Consider the following 16,151-nt stretch of genomic DNA (forward strand, 5'->3'; position numbering starts at 1 on the left):
TGATGCGCCGCGACTTCAGATACTCGACGATTATAGCTGCCGCCGCCTTTGGGGCCATGCTGGCTATTTCCTCCATTGTTGTATGGCTCGGCTTCTGGTTTGCAAGCCAGACCCTCGACGCAGAGCTGGAGCGGCACAATCAGCACTACCGCCGGTTTACGGAACTGCATTTCAGAACGCATCTCGAACACCTGGAGAATTTTCTGAGCGTCCTGTCGCACAACAGTGCGTTGGTTGCCGGGCTGAGAGAGGGAAACAACAGCGCCGTCGAGGAACTCCTCGGCAAGGCTTTCTTCGAACTGGACAGCGGCGAGCTCGACATTCTTTTCGTCGATCCCGGCGACGGCGGACGAATCATTGATGTTAGCTCAAGCCCTTACAACAGTGCCCTGCTTGTCCGCGACGCTGCGGCCGGCCCGTTGCCTGAATCCCCACGGTTATTTGCGGTCCAGACCGCCGACGGCGCCACAATTACCGCTTTTGTCAGCGGTCTGCAGATCATCGACCCGATAAGCCGGGCCGTTACCGGACGGCTTTTCGGCGGCGTCATCCTGAACGACAATCCACACGTTTTGCGCGCGCTCATGGAGGATACGGACCTTACAGCCATTGCCCTGCTGGTGGACAACAAGGTAGTCGCGGAACTCTCCGCGCGTGGCCGCCCCGGCGTCACCGAAAACGGAGAGCCGCCGACCGCAACGAAAATTACGATCCCCTTTTCTGTCTCGGCTGGCGGCCCAGAAGCGGTTATCAAAGCGATCCGCTCCACAAATCCGGTTTCGGACCTCACGGCCACATATCTCCGCCTGCTCCCCGTCATCATCGGCCTGGTCATCGTTCTGGCGGCCGTCCTCAGCGGGTTCATCTGGCTGGTCACCATGCGCTCACTTTCCGAGCTGTCGCGCTATGCGGACGCCGTCGCGGCAACGATCGAGGGCGGTGGCCATATTCCGCAATTCCAGTCAGGCCCGATGCGCGAATTCAACAGCCTGGGCGATACCATCGAACGGGTCTTCAGTGCGTTCCGGGAGAGCGAGTATCGGGCAGAATCGGTCATTGACCGGGCGCCGGCAGCCATTTTCGCCAAGGACCTGGACGGTCGTTACATCATCGCGAATGCAGAATTCCTGTCGATATTCGACCTCCGGAAGGAGCAGGTGATCGGCGAGGCGAACGAGGGTCTGTTTCCGGAGGAATTTGTTCAGGAGATCAGGGCCTTCGAGAAATCGGCAGCGGATCGCGAGGACGGGACGGCCGTCGAGCTGACCGTCCCGACGGTCAAGGGGGAGAGAGCCTTCCTCGGCGTCACATTCCCACTCCGGGACGATACCGGCACCATCTATGCGTACTGCACAATCCTCGCGGACATCACCGCACGCAAGAAGGCAGAGATCGGGCTCCGGCACGCCAAGGAAGAGGCAGAATTCGCCAATTCCGCCAAGACCAGCTTTCTCGCCGGTGTGAGCCACGAACTCCGCACCCCCCTGAACGCGATCATTGGGTTTTCCGAAATGATCGTGAGAGAAGTCCTCGGTAAGATCGAAAACCGGAACTATGTCGAATATGCGGAGCATATCCAGTCAAGCGGCCATCACCTGCTGAGCCTGATCGGCGATGTGCTTGATTTGTCCGTCATCGAGGCCCGCGGAGAAGCGGTGCGCGACGAAGCCCTCGACCTGGAACAGCTTGGCGTGGATTGCGTGAGAATGATCTCCGACCAGGCGGGCGCGGCGGGCCTGGAGATCATCACCAATATCAACCTGAAGAGCCACGCCCTGAAGGCAGATGCGCGGCGGATACGGCAGATCATTATCAACCTGCTGACCAACGCCGTGAAATTCACGCCACAGGGCGGGCGTATCGAACTGTCGGGTCAACTGCAGGAAGACGGCCGTGTGCGGCTGACCGTCTCCGACACCGGCGCCGGAATGGATGCCGCAACCAAGGCCCTTGCTTTCGAGCCTTTCATGCAGGGCAGTTCAAACATGGTGCGCAAGGCCGAGGGAGCCGGCCTCGGGCTCGCCCTGGTCAAGCGCCTGACGGAACTGCACCAGGCGGAACTGGAATGCGTCAGCGCTCCCGGCGAGGGCACCACAATCTCCATCATCTTTCCGGCACGGCGGTCCGTCGCGGCACCGCCATTCCAGTCCGTTCTCGAAGTCGGGCAATGAAAAAGGCGGCACCGGAGGGCACCGCCTTTTCAAAAACCGCCTCTGGATCGCCCGCCCGACAGCGATATGCCGGGCCCGGGCAAGACATCAATAATCCAGGAAGCTCCGGAGTTTCCGCGACCGGCTCGGATGCTTCAGCTTGCGCAGCGCCTTCGCCTCGATCTGCCGGATACGCTCACGGGTCACGCTGAACTGCTGGCCGACTTCCTCGAGCGTATGATCGGTGTTCATGCCGATGCCGAAGCGCATGCGCAGCACGCGCTCCTCCCGCGGCGTCAGGCTGGCAAGCACACGGGTCGTGGTCTCGCGCAGGTTGGCCTGAATGGCAGCATCGAGCGGCTGCACCGCGTTCTTGTCCTCGATGAAATCGCCGAGGTGGCTGTCCTCCTCGTCGCCGATCGGCGTCTCGAGACTGATCGGCTCCTTGGCGATCTTCAGGACCTTGCGGACCTTCTCCAGCGGCATGACCAGCTTCTCGGCCAGCTCTTCCGGGGTCGGCTCGCGGCCGATCTCGTGCAGCATTTGCCGCGAGGTGCGGACCAGCTTGTTGATCGTCTCGATCATATGCACCGGGATACGGATGGTCCGCGCCTGATCCGCAATGGACCGGGTGATGGCCTGCCGGATCCACCAGGTGGCGTAGGTCGAGAACTTGTAGCCGCGGCGATATTCGAACTTATCGACGGCCTTCATCAGGCCGATATTGCCTTCCTGGATCAGGTCCAGGAACTGCAGGCCGCGGTTGGTATATTTCTTGGCGATGGAGATCACGAGACGCAGATTCGCCTCGACCATTTCCTTCTTCGCCCGGCTCGCCTCGCGCTCGCCCTTCTGCACGGTCTGGACGATACGGCGGAATTCACCGATCGGCAGGCCGGCATCCTCGGAGACGGCGGACATGCCGTCACGGATCTTCGCGATCTCGGCAGCATTGCGCTCGACAAACTTGCTCCAGCCCTTGCCCGAAAGGCCGCCAACCCGCTCTGCCCAGTCCGGGGCCAGCTCGTTGCCGAAATGCTCCTTCAGGAACATGGCCCGATCGACCCCGGCCTTTTCCGCCATCTTCAGCATGCGCATGTCCATGCCGGCCAGATGACGGTTGAGGTTGTAGAGCTGCTCGACAAGCGCTTCGATACGGCCATTGTTGAGCCGGACGCCTTCCATCAGCTCGACCAGCTCTTCACGCAGCTTCTCGTAGCGGCGCTCGCTCTGGGCGGTCAGTTCCTCGCCCTTCTGCAGGCGCTGCAGGCGCTTGTCCTGAACCTTCTTCATCTTGCCGTAGGTTTCGGCGATCTGGTCGAAGGTTGCCAGCACCTGGGGCGTCAGGGCCGCTTCCATGGCGGACAGGGACATATTGTTGTCTTCGCCGTCGTCATCCTCGTCATCTTCCGCTGAATCGCGGGTCGAGGTGTCGACATTGGACTTGGAATCATCCTCCTCCGCCTCGGACTCGTCGACCACCGACGAGGACTCATCCTCCTTTGATTTGGTCTCCTCCTCGTCCGACGCGGTCTCGTCATCTTTCGAACCGGCGGCGCCGTCCTCGGTATTGGCCCCGTTCTTGTCGCTCTCGCCGTCCGCGGTCTTTGCCGCGGCCGCGATGGCGCCTTCCGGGCTGCCGCCATAGGTCGCATCGAGATCAACGACGTCGCGCAGGAGAACCTTTTCCTCCTTCAGCGCGTCGCGCCACTGGATCAGCGCCTTGATGGTCAGCGGGCTCTCGCAGATGCCGCCGATCATCATTTCGCGGCCGGCCTCGATTCGCTTGGCGATGGCGATTTCGCCTTCGCGCGACAGCAGCTCGACACTGCCCATCTCGCGCAGATACATCCGCACCGGATCGTCGGTCCGGCCGACATCGTCATCCGCGACGTTGCCGGCAACGGCTTTCTCGTCCTCGGCCTTGGGCTCGGGGCCGCTCTCTTCGGGTTCCTCGTTCTCGACGACATTGACGCCCATCTCGCTGAGGGCGGACATCACATCCTCGATCTGTTCGGAGGACATCTCCTCCTGGGGCAGTGCCGCGTTCACCTCGTCATAGGTGAGGTAGCCGCGCTCCTTGCCTTTTTTGATCAGATTCTTGACAGTCTGATTGACATTGTCGATCAGCGGGCCATCCGCATTATTCTCTTCGCGGTCCCGGGTCTCGTCTTCGTTCGCCAGCGATTGCTTCGCCATTCGTTCGTCGACCTCTCCAAATGCGCCATCGCCCCAACCGGGGGCGACCCGCCGTTATCTTATGACCGACTCATGTCGGTCTCTTCGAGTGCGGAACTGGAATTCAAAGATGCCAGCGCCGATCTCAGGGACGCCAGCCTGTTCCAGCTCGCTTCGCTAAATTCTTCAGCCACGGCCCGTTCGGCATCGGCCAATTGCGCCTCAAGATGAGACTTCCCGATCCGTGCCAGCAGTTCTGTCAGTCCCGCGCGCGCCTGATCAAGCGACGCATTCCGCCGCGCGAATGCCGCGTGGCCTAGTGTATCCCCACTGAGAAGCCCCTTGCAGGCGTCCGATAACCCCAACCGCGTCAAATGGGAAATTAATCCGTCAGAGTCAAGTCCTGGATCGTCCAACGCAATCTCTATGATCTGCTGGCGGAGCTTGTCAAGGAAGGGATCGGCGAAGGAAAGCGCGCCCACAGCCTCGCCAAGCTCATCAATCAGGCCCGGGTGATTTATCAGCGCCGCAAGCACGATTTGTTGCTGCCGGTTCGCCATGACAGCGGGAATAGTGGACCGGTGGCCATGGGCAAACGACGCCGTCTTGTAGGACGAGTTGAAACCGCCCCGCCGGTCCCCGCGCCTGAAACCGCCGCTTTCCGCGCGACCGGCGCGACGCATCTCGCGGATCCGGTTCTCGACCATATCCGCATAACCTTCCTGCACGGTGCGCTCGCCGATCTCCCGGATCCGGGCCCGCATGCGGGTCTGGAAATCCGCGATCCGCTCCGGTGTGGTGACCGGCTGGGCGGCCAGTTCCTGGCGCCAGATGAAATCGGAAAGCGGCACCGCTCCGTCCAGCACGTCACGCATCGCCTTGGAGCCATGCTGGCTGATCAGATCGTCCGGATCCTGTCCCTGGGGCAGGGTGACAAAGCGCAACGAGTGGCCCGGCTTCAGCATCGGCAACGCCCGGTCGGCGGCGCGGGAGGCAGCGCGCATGCCGGCAGTGTCCCCGTCGAAACAGACGATCGGCTCGTTCGCCAGTTTCCAGAGCTCGGCGATCTGGTCCTCGGTCAGGGCCGTGCCAAGCGGGGCCACGGCCTGCTCGAAACCGCCCTGGGCCAGTGCGATGACATCCATATAGCCTTCGGCGACAATGATCTCTTCCGACTTGCGGGCCGCTTCCCGCGCCTGCGCGAGGCCATAAAGCACCCGCCCCTTGTGAAAGACTGGCGTGTCGGGAGAGTTCAGATATTTCGGCTGCCCGTCACCGAGAATGCGGCCGCCGAAAGCGATCACCCGGCCGCGCCGGTCCGTGATCGGGAATATTATCCGGCCGCGAAAATAGTCATAGGCATCGCCGCCGCCTTCCGGCTTGCGCAGCAATCCCGCCTCGATCAGCAGGGCCTCGTCGATGCCCTCCGCCTTCATGGACTGGGTCATCGCCGTGCGGCTGTCCGGCGCCCAGCCAAGACGAAAATGCCCGATGGTCTTGGCCGACAGGCCGCGGCCGCGCAGATAATCGAGCGCTTCCGCCCCTCCCGGCCCGGCGAGCTTCTGCTCGAACCAGTTGCAGGCATGCTCAAGGACATCGTGCAGGGTGTTGCGCTGCTTCGATCGCTCACGCTCGGCCGGGGTTTCCTTGGGCACCTCGAGACCGGCCATGTCGGCCAGCTTCTCGACCGCCTCCGGAAAGGCCAGCCCCTCGTTTTCCATCACGAACTTGATGATGTCGCCATGCGCCCCGCAGGCGAAGCAGTGATAGAAATTCTTGTCGTCGACCACATTCATCGACGGCTTGCTGTCGGAATGGAAGGGGCAGAGGCCGATGAACTCGCGCCCGCGCCGTTGCAGAGTCACACGTCTGCCGACAACTTCGGAAACCGGTAGTCGGGTCCTCAATTCATCAAGGAATTGTGGCGGAAAGCTCATCGGACACAGCACATTGTTCTGCCCTCGCGGAGCGGGTCAGGGATAGTGAACCTCAGAGGCGTCCCGGTCAAAAACAATCCCGGACGGAGACCTATGGACGGAGACCTATGCAAGCATCTGCCGGACAATGCCGCTGGCCTTGGAAAAGTCCATCCTGCCGGCATATTGCTCTTTCAGAGCGGCCATGGTGCGGCCCATATCCTTGAGCTCGCGGGCGCCGATTTCCTGCACCACGGATTCGACCGCCTCGGCCGTCTCGGCCTCGTCAAGCTGCTGTGGCATGAAACGCCGGATGACTTCCATCTCGGACTTTTCCTGCTCGGCAAGCTCCAGCCGTCCGCCTTCTTCATACATCCGGATGGACTCGGTCCGCTGCTTCAACATGGTCTGCAGCATGGAGAGGATCTCATCATCGCCGATACCCTCGCCCGGCCCACTCGTCCGGGCGGCGATATCACGGTCCTTCATAGCAGCCATAATCAGCCGGATGGTGCTGACGGCACACTGATCCTTCGATTTCAAAGCCTCTTTCAAGGCGTCACTGAATGCGGCGCGTAACATTTTCAATATACCCCTAGCCTTTTCGCGGCGGGTTTCTCAACAGACCGGCTCGCGAATTCGCCTACACCTTCGACATCGCGGCACAAAACGCAAGGCACATTTCTTAACTTATTGTTTTTGTTGAATTATACACAAAACAAGTCCCTTGACCTGCGGCACGGCTTTCTTTATCAAAGCGCCACCGAAGCGCCCGGCCTGGCCTGAATTGACATTAACCTGTCGAGCAAGCGGACATCACTTCAGATCCTCCGCGGTTCACGCATGCCGGAACCGCAGCGATTTATGAGGGATATCCGCAATGGCGCAGCCTCTGACCGCCAAACATGCAAAGCCTGACTTTTCCTCCGCGGCCAAACCGGACGGAGCGACCGCCCTGCTGATGCTTGCGGACGGTACCCTGTTCTGGGGCCGAGGGTTGGGGGCAGCGACGGTTCGTGTCGGCGAGGTCTGCTTCAACACCTCGCTCACTGGCTATCAGGAGATCATGACCGATCCCTCCTATGCCGGGCAGATCATTACCTTCACCTTCCCCCATATTGGCAATGTCGGCGCCAATTCAATGGATGTCGAGACCACGACGCCGGCCGCTCTCGGCCTGGTGCTGCGCGCCGACCTGACCGAGCCGTCGAACTACCGCTCAGAACGGCATTTCGACGAGTGGCTGAAGAGCTTCGATCTGCCGGGTATCAGCGGCGTCGATACGCGGCGCCTGACCCGGCGGATCCGTGACGGCGGGGCGCCGACGGGCTGCCTCGTGCACGCGCCGGACGGCCAGTTCGATCTCGACGCGCTCTGGCTGAAGATGCAGGAATGGCCCGGCCTCGAAGGTATGGACCTGGCGATCCAGGTCTCCTGCCGGCAGACCTATCAGTGGCGCGAAGGCACCTGGGAATTTGCCCGCGACGGCATCAACGGTGACGACAGCTTCGAGGTCGAGCCCGCAATCAAGCGCCATGTCGTGGCCATGGATTTCGGCGCCAAGCGGAATATCCTGCGCAATCTTGCCAGCCTCGGCTGCAGGGTCACCGTGGTCCCGGCCGACGCCAAGGCCAGTGACATTCTGGCGCATGAGCCGGACGGCATTTTCCTGGCGAACGGCCCCGGCGATCCGGCGGCGACCGGGGAATATGCGGTCGCGGAAATCAGCAAGCTGGTGGAGAGCGGCAAGCCGGTCTTCGGCATCTGCCTCGGGCACCAGATGCTGGCCCTGTCCCTCGGCGCCAGGACCGAGAAAATGCACCAGGGCCATCGCGGCGCGAACCACCCGGTGAAGGATCTGACCACCGGCAAGGTCGAGATCACCTCGCAGAACCACGGCTTCGTCATCAGCGAAGGCAGCCTGCCGGACAGTGTGGAGGTGACCCACCGCTCGCTGTTCGACGGTTCGATCGAGGGCATCCGCCTAAAGGGCCGCCCGGTCTTCTCCGTACAGTACCATCCCGAGGCCTCTCCCGGGCCGAAGGACAGCCATTATCTCTTCCAACGGTTTGTCGATCTGATCGACGAGGAAAGCTGAGCGGCGCCATGCCAAAACGTACAGATATCCAGTCCATCATGATCATCGGCGCCGGGCCGATCGTCATCGGTCAGGCCTGCGAGTTCGACTATTCCGGCGCTCAGGCGTGCAAGGCGCTGAAGGAGGAAGGCTACCGGGTCATCCTGGTGAACTCGAACCCGGCGACGATCATGACCGATCCGGGTCTCGCCGACGCCACCTATATCGAACCAATCACCCCCGAGATGGTCGCGCGCGTGATCGAGAAGGAACGGCCGGACGCCCTGCTGCCGACCATGGGTGGACAGACCGCGCTGAACACGGCGATCGCGCTGTCCAAGGACGGCACGCTGGAGAAATACGGGGTCGAGCTGATCGGCGCCAAGCTGGAAGCCATCGAGAAGGCGGAAGACCGGCTGCTGTTCCGCGACGCGATGGACAAGATCGGCCTCGACTCCCCGCGCTCGAGCCTCGTGCACACGATCGAGGAAGCGATGGATGCGCTGTCCCATGTCGGCCTGCCGGCCATCATGCGCCCGTCCTTCACCCTTGGCGGTCAAGGCGGCGGCATCGCCTACAATGTCGAGGAATACGAAGAGATCATCCGCAACGGCCTGCGCGCCTCTCCGGTCAGCTCGGTGCTGGTCGAGGAAAGCGTGCTCGGCTGGAAGGAGTACGAGATGGAAGTGGTCCGCGACAAAGCGGACAACTGCATCATCATCTGCTCCATCGAGAATGTCGATCCGATGGGCGTGCATACCGGCGACAGCATCACCGTCGCCCCGGCGATGACGCTGACCGACAAGGAATACCAGCGGATGCGCGACGCCTCCATCGCGGTGCTGCGCGAGATCGGCGTCGAGACCGGCGGCTCCAACGTCCAGTTCGCAGTGAATCCGGAGAACGGCCGGCTGATCATCATCGAGATGAACCCGCGCGTCTCCCGCTCCTCGGCGCTGGCTTCCAAGGCAACCGGCTTCCCGATCGCCAAGATCGCCGCGAAGCTCGCCGTCGGCTACCTGCTGGACGAGCTCAGCAACGACATCACCGGCGGCGCGACTCCCGCGAGCTTCGAGCCGACCATCGATTATGTCGTCACCAAGATCCCGCGCTTCACCTTCGAGAAATTCCCGAACGCGGTGCCGCTGCTGAGCACGGCGATGAAGTCGGTCGGCGAGGCCATGTCCATCGGCCGGAGCTTCCCGGAGAGCCTGCAGAAGGCGCTGCGCTCCATGGAAACCGGGCTGACAGGTCTGAATGAAGTGGATATGCCCGGCATCGACAGCGACGGCGTCGGCCGGGAGCGGGTGATGGCCGCACTGAGCGAACAGACCCCGGACCGGCTGTTGCGGGTCGCCCAGGCCTTCCGGGCGGGTCTCTCCCTGCAGGAAATCCAGAATGCCTGCCACTTCGATCCCTGGTTCCTGCGTCACATCGAGGATATTGTCGCGGTCGAAGCGGAAGTCCGCGATGCCGGCCTGCCGACCCTCGCAAAGGATTTCGCCCGGCTGAAGAAAATGGGTTTCTCCGACGCCCGGCTGGGCGAGCTGACCGGCTCGGAAGAGGCCGCCGTCACGGCAGCCCGGCATGCGCTGAACATCCGCCCGGTCTACAAGCGCATCGATACCTGTGCCGGCGAATTCCCCTCGCCCACGCCCTACATGTATTCCTGCTACGAGGGCGACGGCTTCGAGGCGCCGGAATGCGAGTCCGACCCGACCGATGCCGAGAAGATCGTCATCCTCGGCGGCGGCCCGAACCGGATCGGCCAGGGCATTGAGTTCGACTATTGCTGCGTCCATGCCGCCTATGCGCTGTCAGAGGCCGGCTATGAGACCATCATGGTCAACTGCAACCCGGAAACCGTCTCGACCGACTACGACACCTCGGACCGGCTCTATTTCGAGCCGCTGACCGCCGAGGACGTGATCGAGCTGGTCCGCAGGGAGCAATCCAACGGCACCGTGAAGGGCGTCATCGTGCAGCTTGGCGGGCAGACCCCGCTGAAACTGTCCCAGGCGCTCGAGGATGCGGGCATTCCGATCCTCGGCACCTCGCCGGACGCCATCGACCTGGCCGAGGACCGCAAGCGGTTCCAGGCGCTGCTGAACGATCTCGGCCTGCGCCAGCCGGCGAACGGCACCGCCTTCACCGTCGAGGAAGCCGAGACCATCGCCCGCGACATCGGCTATCCGGTTGTCATCCGCCCGTCCTACGTGCTGGGCGGCCGGGGCATGGAGATCGTGCATGAGCCGTCCCAGCTCCGCCGCTATATGGAAAAAGCCGTCGTGGTGTCGGGCAAGAACCCGGTACTGGTCGACAGCTTCCTGCGCAGTGCGGTCGAGGTCGATGTGGATTGTCTCTCCGACGGCACCCAGGTCTATATCGCCGGCATCATGGAGCATATCGAGGAAGCCGGAATCCATTCCGGCGACAGCGCCTGCTCCCTGCCGCCGCAAAGCCTGCCGGAAGCCGTGATTCAGGAGATCCGTCGTCAGGCGACCCTGCTGGCCGAGGGTCTGAAGGTCGTCGGCCTGATGAACACCCAGTTCGCGGTCAAGGACGGCGAGGTCTTCATCCTCGAGGTCAATCCGCGGGCCAGCCGCACGGTGCCGTTCGTCGCCAAGGCCACCGGCGTGCCGATCGCCAAGATCGCCAGCCGCGTCATGGCCGGCGAGAAACTGGCCGACTTCCCGCTGCCGACGAAAATGCCGGACCATGTCGCGGTGAAGGAAGCCGTCTTCCCGTTCAACCGGTTCCCGGGCGTCGATGTCATCCTCGGCCCGGAAATGAAGTCGACCGGCGAAGTCATGGGCATCGACAAGGATTTCGGCCGGGCCTTCGCCAAGAGCCAGATGGCGGCGAGCACGCATCTGCCGACATCCGGCACGGTGTTCGTGTCCGTGCGCGACGAGGACAAGGCGGCGATCATCAAGCTGGCAAAAGATCTTGTGGAAATGGGCTATCTGCTGCTGGCCACGGAAGGCACGGCGCATGCCCTGAAAGAGGCCGGCCTGCAGGTCGACAGGACCAAGAAGGTTCTCGAGGGGCGCCCGCATGTGGTCGACAACATGCTCTCCGGGCATGTCGACCTGGTGTTCAACACGACCGGCGGAACACAGGCCATTGCCGACAGTTTCAGCTTGCGTCAGACCGCACTGACCCACAATATTCCATATTACACGACGGTCGAAGGCGCCCGGGCAGCTGTCCACGCCATGAAAGCGATGCGGGCGGGGCGCCTTGAAGTCGCACCGTTGCAATCCTATCTAAGCGGATCGTTTTGACGACCGGTGGTAGGGCCGGACACCATCGGTGACTCTTTCGTGTTGGGGCGGGTCGCCACTTTTTGAGCTAATTGAGTGAGAAACCGAGGTCGGTTTAATGGAAAAAGTTCCGATGACGGCACAGGGTCTTGAGCGACTCAAGGCCGAGCTGAAGCAGCTCAAGACTGTGGAACGGTACGAGATTATCAAGGCGATTGCGGAAGCGCGCGAACACGGCGATCTGTCCGAGAACGCCGAATATCACTCCGCGCGCGAACGCCAGAGCTTCATCGAGGGCCGGATTCTCGAGCTTGAGGACGCGACCAGCCGTGCCGAAGTCATCGACACCGCCAAGCTCGGCGGCGAAACGGTGACCTTCGGGACCATTATCGCGGTCGCGGACGAGGATACGGACGAAGAGCAGACCTTCACCATTGTCGGCCCCTACGAGACGGACATCTCGAAGGGCTATATCTCGACCTCCTCCCCGATCGCGCGCGCGCTGATCGGCAAGCGGGTCGGCGACAGCGCCGAGGTGGCAACGCCGCGCGGTGCGAAAAGCTACGAGATCCTCAGTATCGCCGTGATGTGAGTTCCGGCCGGCAGACAGGTCATGGGATTCGAGGGGGAGCCAGCCGGCTCCCCCTCTTTCGTTTTACGGCTGCTTTCCCGCGCTCTCTCGGCATACCTCGCCTTCTGTCGCATGATGATTGTGAATCACCTCATGCCTGACACTCATCTTTCCGGAAGCTCCTTGCCGCCGCGTTCTGCCGCCGGATGCGTCGATGGATCGACGGCGCGGTCGGCTGTTTCTTCTGCGTCGTGAGCGACAGGATCCTCACCAGCCGGAGCTGACGGGCGCTTGACAGTACGGTCGGCTGTCGCTTATTGCTGTCCTCAGCGCCGATTTGAGACTCAGATTGCGGGCGCTTTAAAAATGCGGCTAAAGAGGGATCTCGATCCGTCCGGCGCCGCCGCGACGGATTTTTTGTTTCAGGCTTGGTCCGGCTTATCGGACCCGCGGGATTTGAGGGCAGCTTGCATCCGCGTCACCAAGTGCTAAAGCGCCACGGGAATGCTCCCGTGGGCCCGAACGGAGACCAAGGAGCAGACCTGTGACCGACAAGATCAATCCCGCCTTCACCGAGGCCGCCGACTGGAATCTGGAAACCCGCCTGGTACGCGGCGGCACCAACCGCTCGGAGTTCGGCGAAACCTCAGAGGCCCTGTTCCTCAACTCCGGCTATGTCTATGACAGCCCAGAATCGGCCGAGGCCCGCTTCAATGGCGAGGAAGACGGCTTCGTCTATTCCCGCTACGGCAACCCGACGGTCCAGATGTTCGAGGACCGGATGGCCCTGCTGGAAGACGCGGAGACCTGTTTCGCCACGGCAAGCGGCATGGCGGCGGTCTGGGCCGCGCTGATCTGCCAGCTCAAGAGCGGCGATCACGTGGTCTCGGCCCGGGCGCTGTTCGGCTCCTGCCACCATATCCTGACCAAGATCTTTCCCAAGTTCGGCATCGAGGCGACCCTGGTCGACGGCACGGATATCGAACAGTGGCGCGCGGCTGTCCGGCCGAACACCAAGGTGTTCTTCTTCGAGACACCGTCCAACCCCACCCTGGAAATCATAGACATTCCAGCCGTGGTCGCCATCGCCAGGCAGGCCGGTGCGCGGGTTGTCGTCGACAACGTCTTCTCCACCCCGATCCTGCAGCAGCCGATCCGGCTCGGCGCCGATATCTCGGTCTATTCCGGCACCAAGCATATCGACGGCCAGGGCCGTACGCTCGGAGGCGCGGTGCTCTGCTCGAAGGAATTCCGCAAGGATTATCTCGAGCCCTTCATGCGCCATACCGGCGGCTGTCTCAGCCCGTTCAATGCCTGGGTCCTGCTGAAAGGCCTGGAGACCCTCGACCTCCGGGTCCGCCGCCAGTCCGAGAACGCCCTCGCGATCGCGGAGTTCCTGGAGAACCACGATGCCATCTCGCGGGTGATCTATCCCGGACTCGCCTCGCATCCGCAGCACGCGCTGGCGGCGCAACAGATGAGCGGCTTCGGCACCCTGGTCTCCTTCGACGTCAAGGGCGGCAAGGACGCGGCCTTCAAACTGCTGAACGGGCTCAAGATCGTCGATATCTCGAACAATCTCGGCGATACAAAGAGCCTGATCACCCATCCCTACACAACCACGCACCGGGCGATGGAAGAGGCGGACCGCCAGGCGCTCGGCATCGGCCAGGGCCTGGTCCGGATTTCGGCCGGGATCGAAAGCAAGGTCGATCTGATCGAGGATTTCAGAATGGCGCTGAACGGCCTCTGAGGAAATGAATGGACCAGACCTGCCATTTGGGTACTGCAACCATGCGGGAGGGGGGTCCCCGCCGGCGCGGCATGTTTCTTCCGGCAAGCCATCGGAGAACGGTGATCCGAGGCAGGCGAGACAGAACAATGCCCGGACAGGTAGACTCTTCCGCCAATTAGACTATTTTTGATTTAAATACAGCTGGAAATCCCGCTAATCGTCAGGAGGGCGATGGAATGGCCCGTCCCGATCTGTTTGTCTTTAAAAAGCCCACGTTTCTCTCCCTCAAGCGCATCGCGCTGGAGGACGTACCCGAGGATTCTCTCACCAGTGCCGCCTACCGGTTCTGGCGCGGGCTGGCGGCGGAACCGGGGATCCCTGCCCGCACAGATTTCAGGCCGGAGATCGTCCCCCGGGATATCCTGCCCTGGTTGTTCCTGATGGATGTGATCAGGGCGCCGGACGGCAGGCTCGACTATCGTTACAGGCTGAACGGAACCAGCAATGTCGCGCTTGTCGGGCGCGATCCTGTCGGGCGGCTTGCCTCCGAGGTCTTCGAACAAAGCGACCGCCGGTTCATGCTCGACAGCTTCGATGTGACCGTGCAGGAGAAAAACCCGACCTTCTGGGTCGGCGACGTTCCCCATGACAGGATCGAGCAGGTCAATATCTGGCGCGGGCTGTTCCCTCTGGCAAATGACCGGGAAAATGTCGACCGGATTCTGGGTATCGCCGTGCCCCGCCCCGGCGAAACGGAACCATGACGGCAGCCGGGACCGGCTGCCGGATCCGCCCGGTGCGCCTGTCGGACGCCGGTGCCATTGCAGACCTGGTGAACCCGATCATCGCGGATGGCGGCCTTACCGCCATGACCGGGCCCATGACGGTCCCGGATCAGGAGGGCTTCATCCGGGCACTGCCTGCCCGGTCCGTCTATCTGGCGGCGATGGACGATGCGGCGGATATTCTGCTCGGCATCCAGGACTGCCTGCCCGATCAGGAGGAACCGACGCTCTGCGACGTCAGCACCTTCGTCAGCCTGAAAGCGCCCCGCCGGGGGACCGGCACCGCCCTCTTCACGGAAATGAGGAGGCTGCTGCAGCCGCTGGATTTCCGCACGATCCGCGCACTCATCCGGGTGGATAACACCGGCGCCCGGGCCTTCTATCGCGCGCTCGGCTTTGTCGAGGCGGAAACCGCGGGCAGCACGGTGACCGCGCTCTACGATCTCGCCTGACTTTCTCCTCAGCCCTCGCGTCGCTCCAGATGGCGTTCCAGCATCGGTCGCAGCGATTCCGCCGCCGTCTCGGCATCTTTCAGCGGTGCATAGAGGAACGGCTCGACATACCCGTCGAAGGCGCGCGTCAGGTTCCGGCTCCGCAGATTCTCGTGGAACGCCGCGATCCGCCCGGCGGGCGTCAGCAGATCGGCGACATAGACCCCCTTGCCGGACGAGCAGGCCTCGGAGACCATGTTCACCGAGTCGGACGTCACCACGATCACGTCGGCCGCGCCGATGAAACCGAGATAGGGATTGTCCCCCTCCCCGTTCCAGAAACAGGCGGCCGGCTCACGCTCCGCGAGAGTGGAAAGCGCCCGGACCAGCCGCTCCGGCGTCCGCCGGGAGGCCGTGATCATCAGGCCGCAACCGCTGTCGATCAGCCGCTCCAGATTGCCGAGGAACCGGTCCGCCAGCGCCTCGTCGACCGTCTGCCGCCGGGTACCGCCGCCGACCGCGACAAGCACGCGCGGCCCCGGCAGGGGCCGGATCAGATGCCGGAACCGTTCCGCCTCGGCCCGCAGGTCGAGGGACGCGAGGCCGTTCAGGGAGGCCGTGGTCACGATCACATTGTCGCCCCGGGCCTGATCATGCTCCGGCACGATCAGGGCATCGAACAGCGCCGGGTCGATTCGCGGGTCCTGGATCTGCACGGCGAAGCTGCGGCCGCCGGACCGGGCCCGGACCGCGAGCACCGCGCCGGCATTGCGCCGGCCGCAGCCGATGACGAGATCCGGCCAGGGCGGCGCCAGCGACGCGCCGCCGGCACTCGGCGGCACCAGCCGCCAGGTGCCGAGCGCCGGGAACGCGCGCAACAGCGGAGACGGGCGAATGCGCTTCATCTCCGGGATCACGCCAAGCGCCTGCGCCAGGGCGATCGACTGCACCTCCATGCCCCGGGTCCCGTCGCTGACGATCCAGGCAGACAGATCCGGCGGCAAGGCCATGGGGGACTCCATCACAATTTTTGCGCACGAAT

Annotated in this window: 11 protein-coding genes and 1 riboswitch; of the genes, 7 read left to right on the forward strand and 4 right to left on the reverse strand. The window is 62.9% G+C overall.

Annotated features, from left to right (window positions below):
- The first annotated feature begins 2 nt into the window (after positions 1-2).
- Positions 3-2,171: an ATP-binding protein gene (locus RH950_RS02435; RefSeq protein ID WP_350053346.1), complete on the forward strand. Its 2,169-nt coding sequence runs from the start codon at positions 3-5 to the stop codon at positions 2,169-2,171.
- 87 nt (positions 2,172-2,258) lie between these two features.
- Here the strand turns inward: RH950_RS02435 and rpoD are convergent, their stop codons facing one another.
- From rpoD to RH950_RS02450, 3 genes are all read right to left on the reverse strand, one after another.
- Positions 2,259-4,349: an RNA polymerase sigma factor RpoD gene (gene rpoD, locus RH950_RS02440; protein ID WP_350053348.1), complete on the reverse strand. Its 2,091-nt coding sequence runs from the start codon at positions 4,347-4,349 to the stop codon at positions 2,259-2,261.
- 59 nt (positions 4,350-4,408) lie between these two features.
- On the reverse strand, positions 4,409-6,265 hold the full coding sequence (gene dnaG, locus RH950_RS02445; protein WP_350053350.1) for a DNA primase: 1,857 nt from the start codon (positions 6,263-6,265) through the stop codon (positions 4,409-4,411).
- A 105-nt stretch (positions 6,266-6,370) separates the two neighbouring features.
- On the reverse strand, positions 6,371-6,826 hold the full coding sequence (locus RH950_RS02450; RefSeq protein WP_350053352.1) for a GatB/YqeY domain-containing protein: 456 nt from the start codon (positions 6,824-6,826) through the stop codon (positions 6,371-6,373).
- Positions 6,827-7,124: 298 nt separating this feature from the next.
- Here RH950_RS02450 and carA point away from each other — a divergent pair, with 298 nt between their 5' ends.
- The 6 genes from carA (at position 7,125) to RH950_RS02480 (ending at position 15,130) form a co-directional block, all read left to right on the forward strand.
- The gene (carA, locus tag RH950_RS02455) at positions 7,125-8,342 is read left to right on the forward strand and encodes a glutamine-hydrolyzing carbamoyl-phosphate synthase small subunit (RefSeq protein WP_350053354.1); all 1,218 of its coding nucleotides are present in this window, start codon (positions 7,125-7,127) and stop codon (positions 8,340-8,342) included.
- Between the two features lie 8 nt (positions 8,343-8,350).
- Positions 8,351-11,608, forward strand: coding sequence for a carbamoyl-phosphate synthase large subunit (gene carB, locus RH950_RS02460; RefSeq protein WP_350053356.1), 3,258 nt, complete (start codon positions 8,351-8,353; stop codon positions 11,606-11,608).
- Positions 11,609-11,705: 97 nt separating this feature from the next.
- Positions 11,706-12,179 carry a transcription elongation factor GreA gene (greA, locus tag RH950_RS02465; protein WP_350053358.1) on the forward strand — a complete coding sequence of 158 codons (474 nt, stop codon included), beginning with the start codon at positions 11,706-11,708 and terminating at the stop codon, positions 12,177-12,179.
- Between the two features lie 298 nt (positions 12,180-12,477).
- A riboswitch (SAM riboswitch) is annotated at positions 12,478-12,555 on the forward strand.
- A 147-nt stretch (positions 12,556-12,702) separates the two neighbouring features.
- Positions 12,703-13,911 carry an O-succinylhomoserine sulfhydrylase gene (metZ, locus tag RH950_RS02470; protein ID WP_350053360.1) on the forward strand — a complete coding sequence of 403 codons (1,209 nt, stop codon included), beginning with the start codon at positions 12,703-12,705 and terminating at the stop codon, positions 13,909-13,911.
- Positions 13,912-14,129: 218 nt separating this feature from the next.
- Complete coding sequence (locus RH950_RS02475) at positions 14,130-14,657, forward strand: PAS domain-containing protein (protein WP_350053362.1); 528 nt, start codon at positions 14,130-14,132, stop codon at positions 14,655-14,657.
- Complete coding sequence (locus tag RH950_RS02480; protein WP_350053364.1) at positions 14,654-15,130, forward strand: GNAT family N-acetyltransferase; 477 nt, start codon at positions 14,654-14,656, stop codon at positions 15,128-15,130. Before RH950_RS02475 ends, RH950_RS02480 begins: the two co-directional genes overlap by 4 nt.
- Before the next feature lie 8 nt (positions 15,131-15,138).
- Here RH950_RS02480 and RH950_RS02485 read toward each other — a convergent pair whose 3' ends face one another.
- Complete coding sequence (locus RH950_RS02485; RefSeq protein WP_350053366.1) at positions 15,139-16,119, reverse strand: mitochondrial fission ELM1 family protein; 981 nt, start codon at positions 16,117-16,119, stop codon at positions 15,139-15,141.
- Positions 16,120-16,151 lie beyond the last annotated feature (32 nt).

The sequence above is a fragment of the Nisaea sp. genome (genome assembly GCF_040217065.1).
Taxonomy (GTDB): domain Bacteria; phylum Pseudomonadota; class Alphaproteobacteria; order Thalassobaculales; family Thalassobaculaceae; genus Nisaea.

Excerpts from the sequence above, each read along its gene's own strand:
- dnaG (WP_350053350.1), bottom strand. The coding sequence starts at position 6,265 with ATGAGCTTTCCGCCACAATTCCTTGATGAATTGAGGACCCGACTACCG.
- rpoD (WP_350053348.1), bottom strand. The coding sequence starts at position 4,349 with ATGGCGAAGCAATCGCTGGCGAACGAAGACGAGACCCGGGACCGCGAA.
- carB (WP_350053356.1), top strand. The coding sequence starts at position 8,351 with ATGCCAAAACGTACAGATATCCAGTCCATCATGATCATCGGCGCCGGG.
- RH950_RS02485 (WP_350053366.1), bottom strand. The coding sequence starts at position 16,119 with ATGGCCTTGCCGCCGGATCTGTCTGCCTGGATCGTCAGCGACGGGACC.
- carA (WP_350053354.1), top strand. The coding sequence starts at position 7,125 with ATGGCGCAGCCTCTGACCGCCAAACATGCAAAGCCTGACTTTTCCTCC.
- RH950_RS02435 (WP_350053346.1), top strand. The coding sequence starts at position 3 with ATGCGCCGCGACTTCAGATACTCGACGATTATAGCTGCCGCCGCCTTT.
- greA (WP_350053358.1), top strand. The coding sequence starts at position 11,706 with ATGGAAAAAGTTCCGATGACGGCACAGGGTCTTGAGCGACTCAAGGCC.
- RH950_RS02480 (WP_350053364.1), top strand. The coding sequence starts at position 14,654 with ATGACGGCAGCCGGGACCGGCTGCCGGATCCGCCCGGTGCGCCTGTCG.
- RH950_RS02450 (WP_350053352.1), bottom strand. The coding sequence starts at position 6,826 with ATGTTACGCGCCGCATTCAGTGACGCCTTGAAAGAGGCTTTGAAATCG.
- RH950_RS02475 (WP_350053362.1), top strand. The coding sequence starts at position 14,130 with ATGGCCCGTCCCGATCTGTTTGTCTTTAAAAAGCCCACGTTTCTCTCC.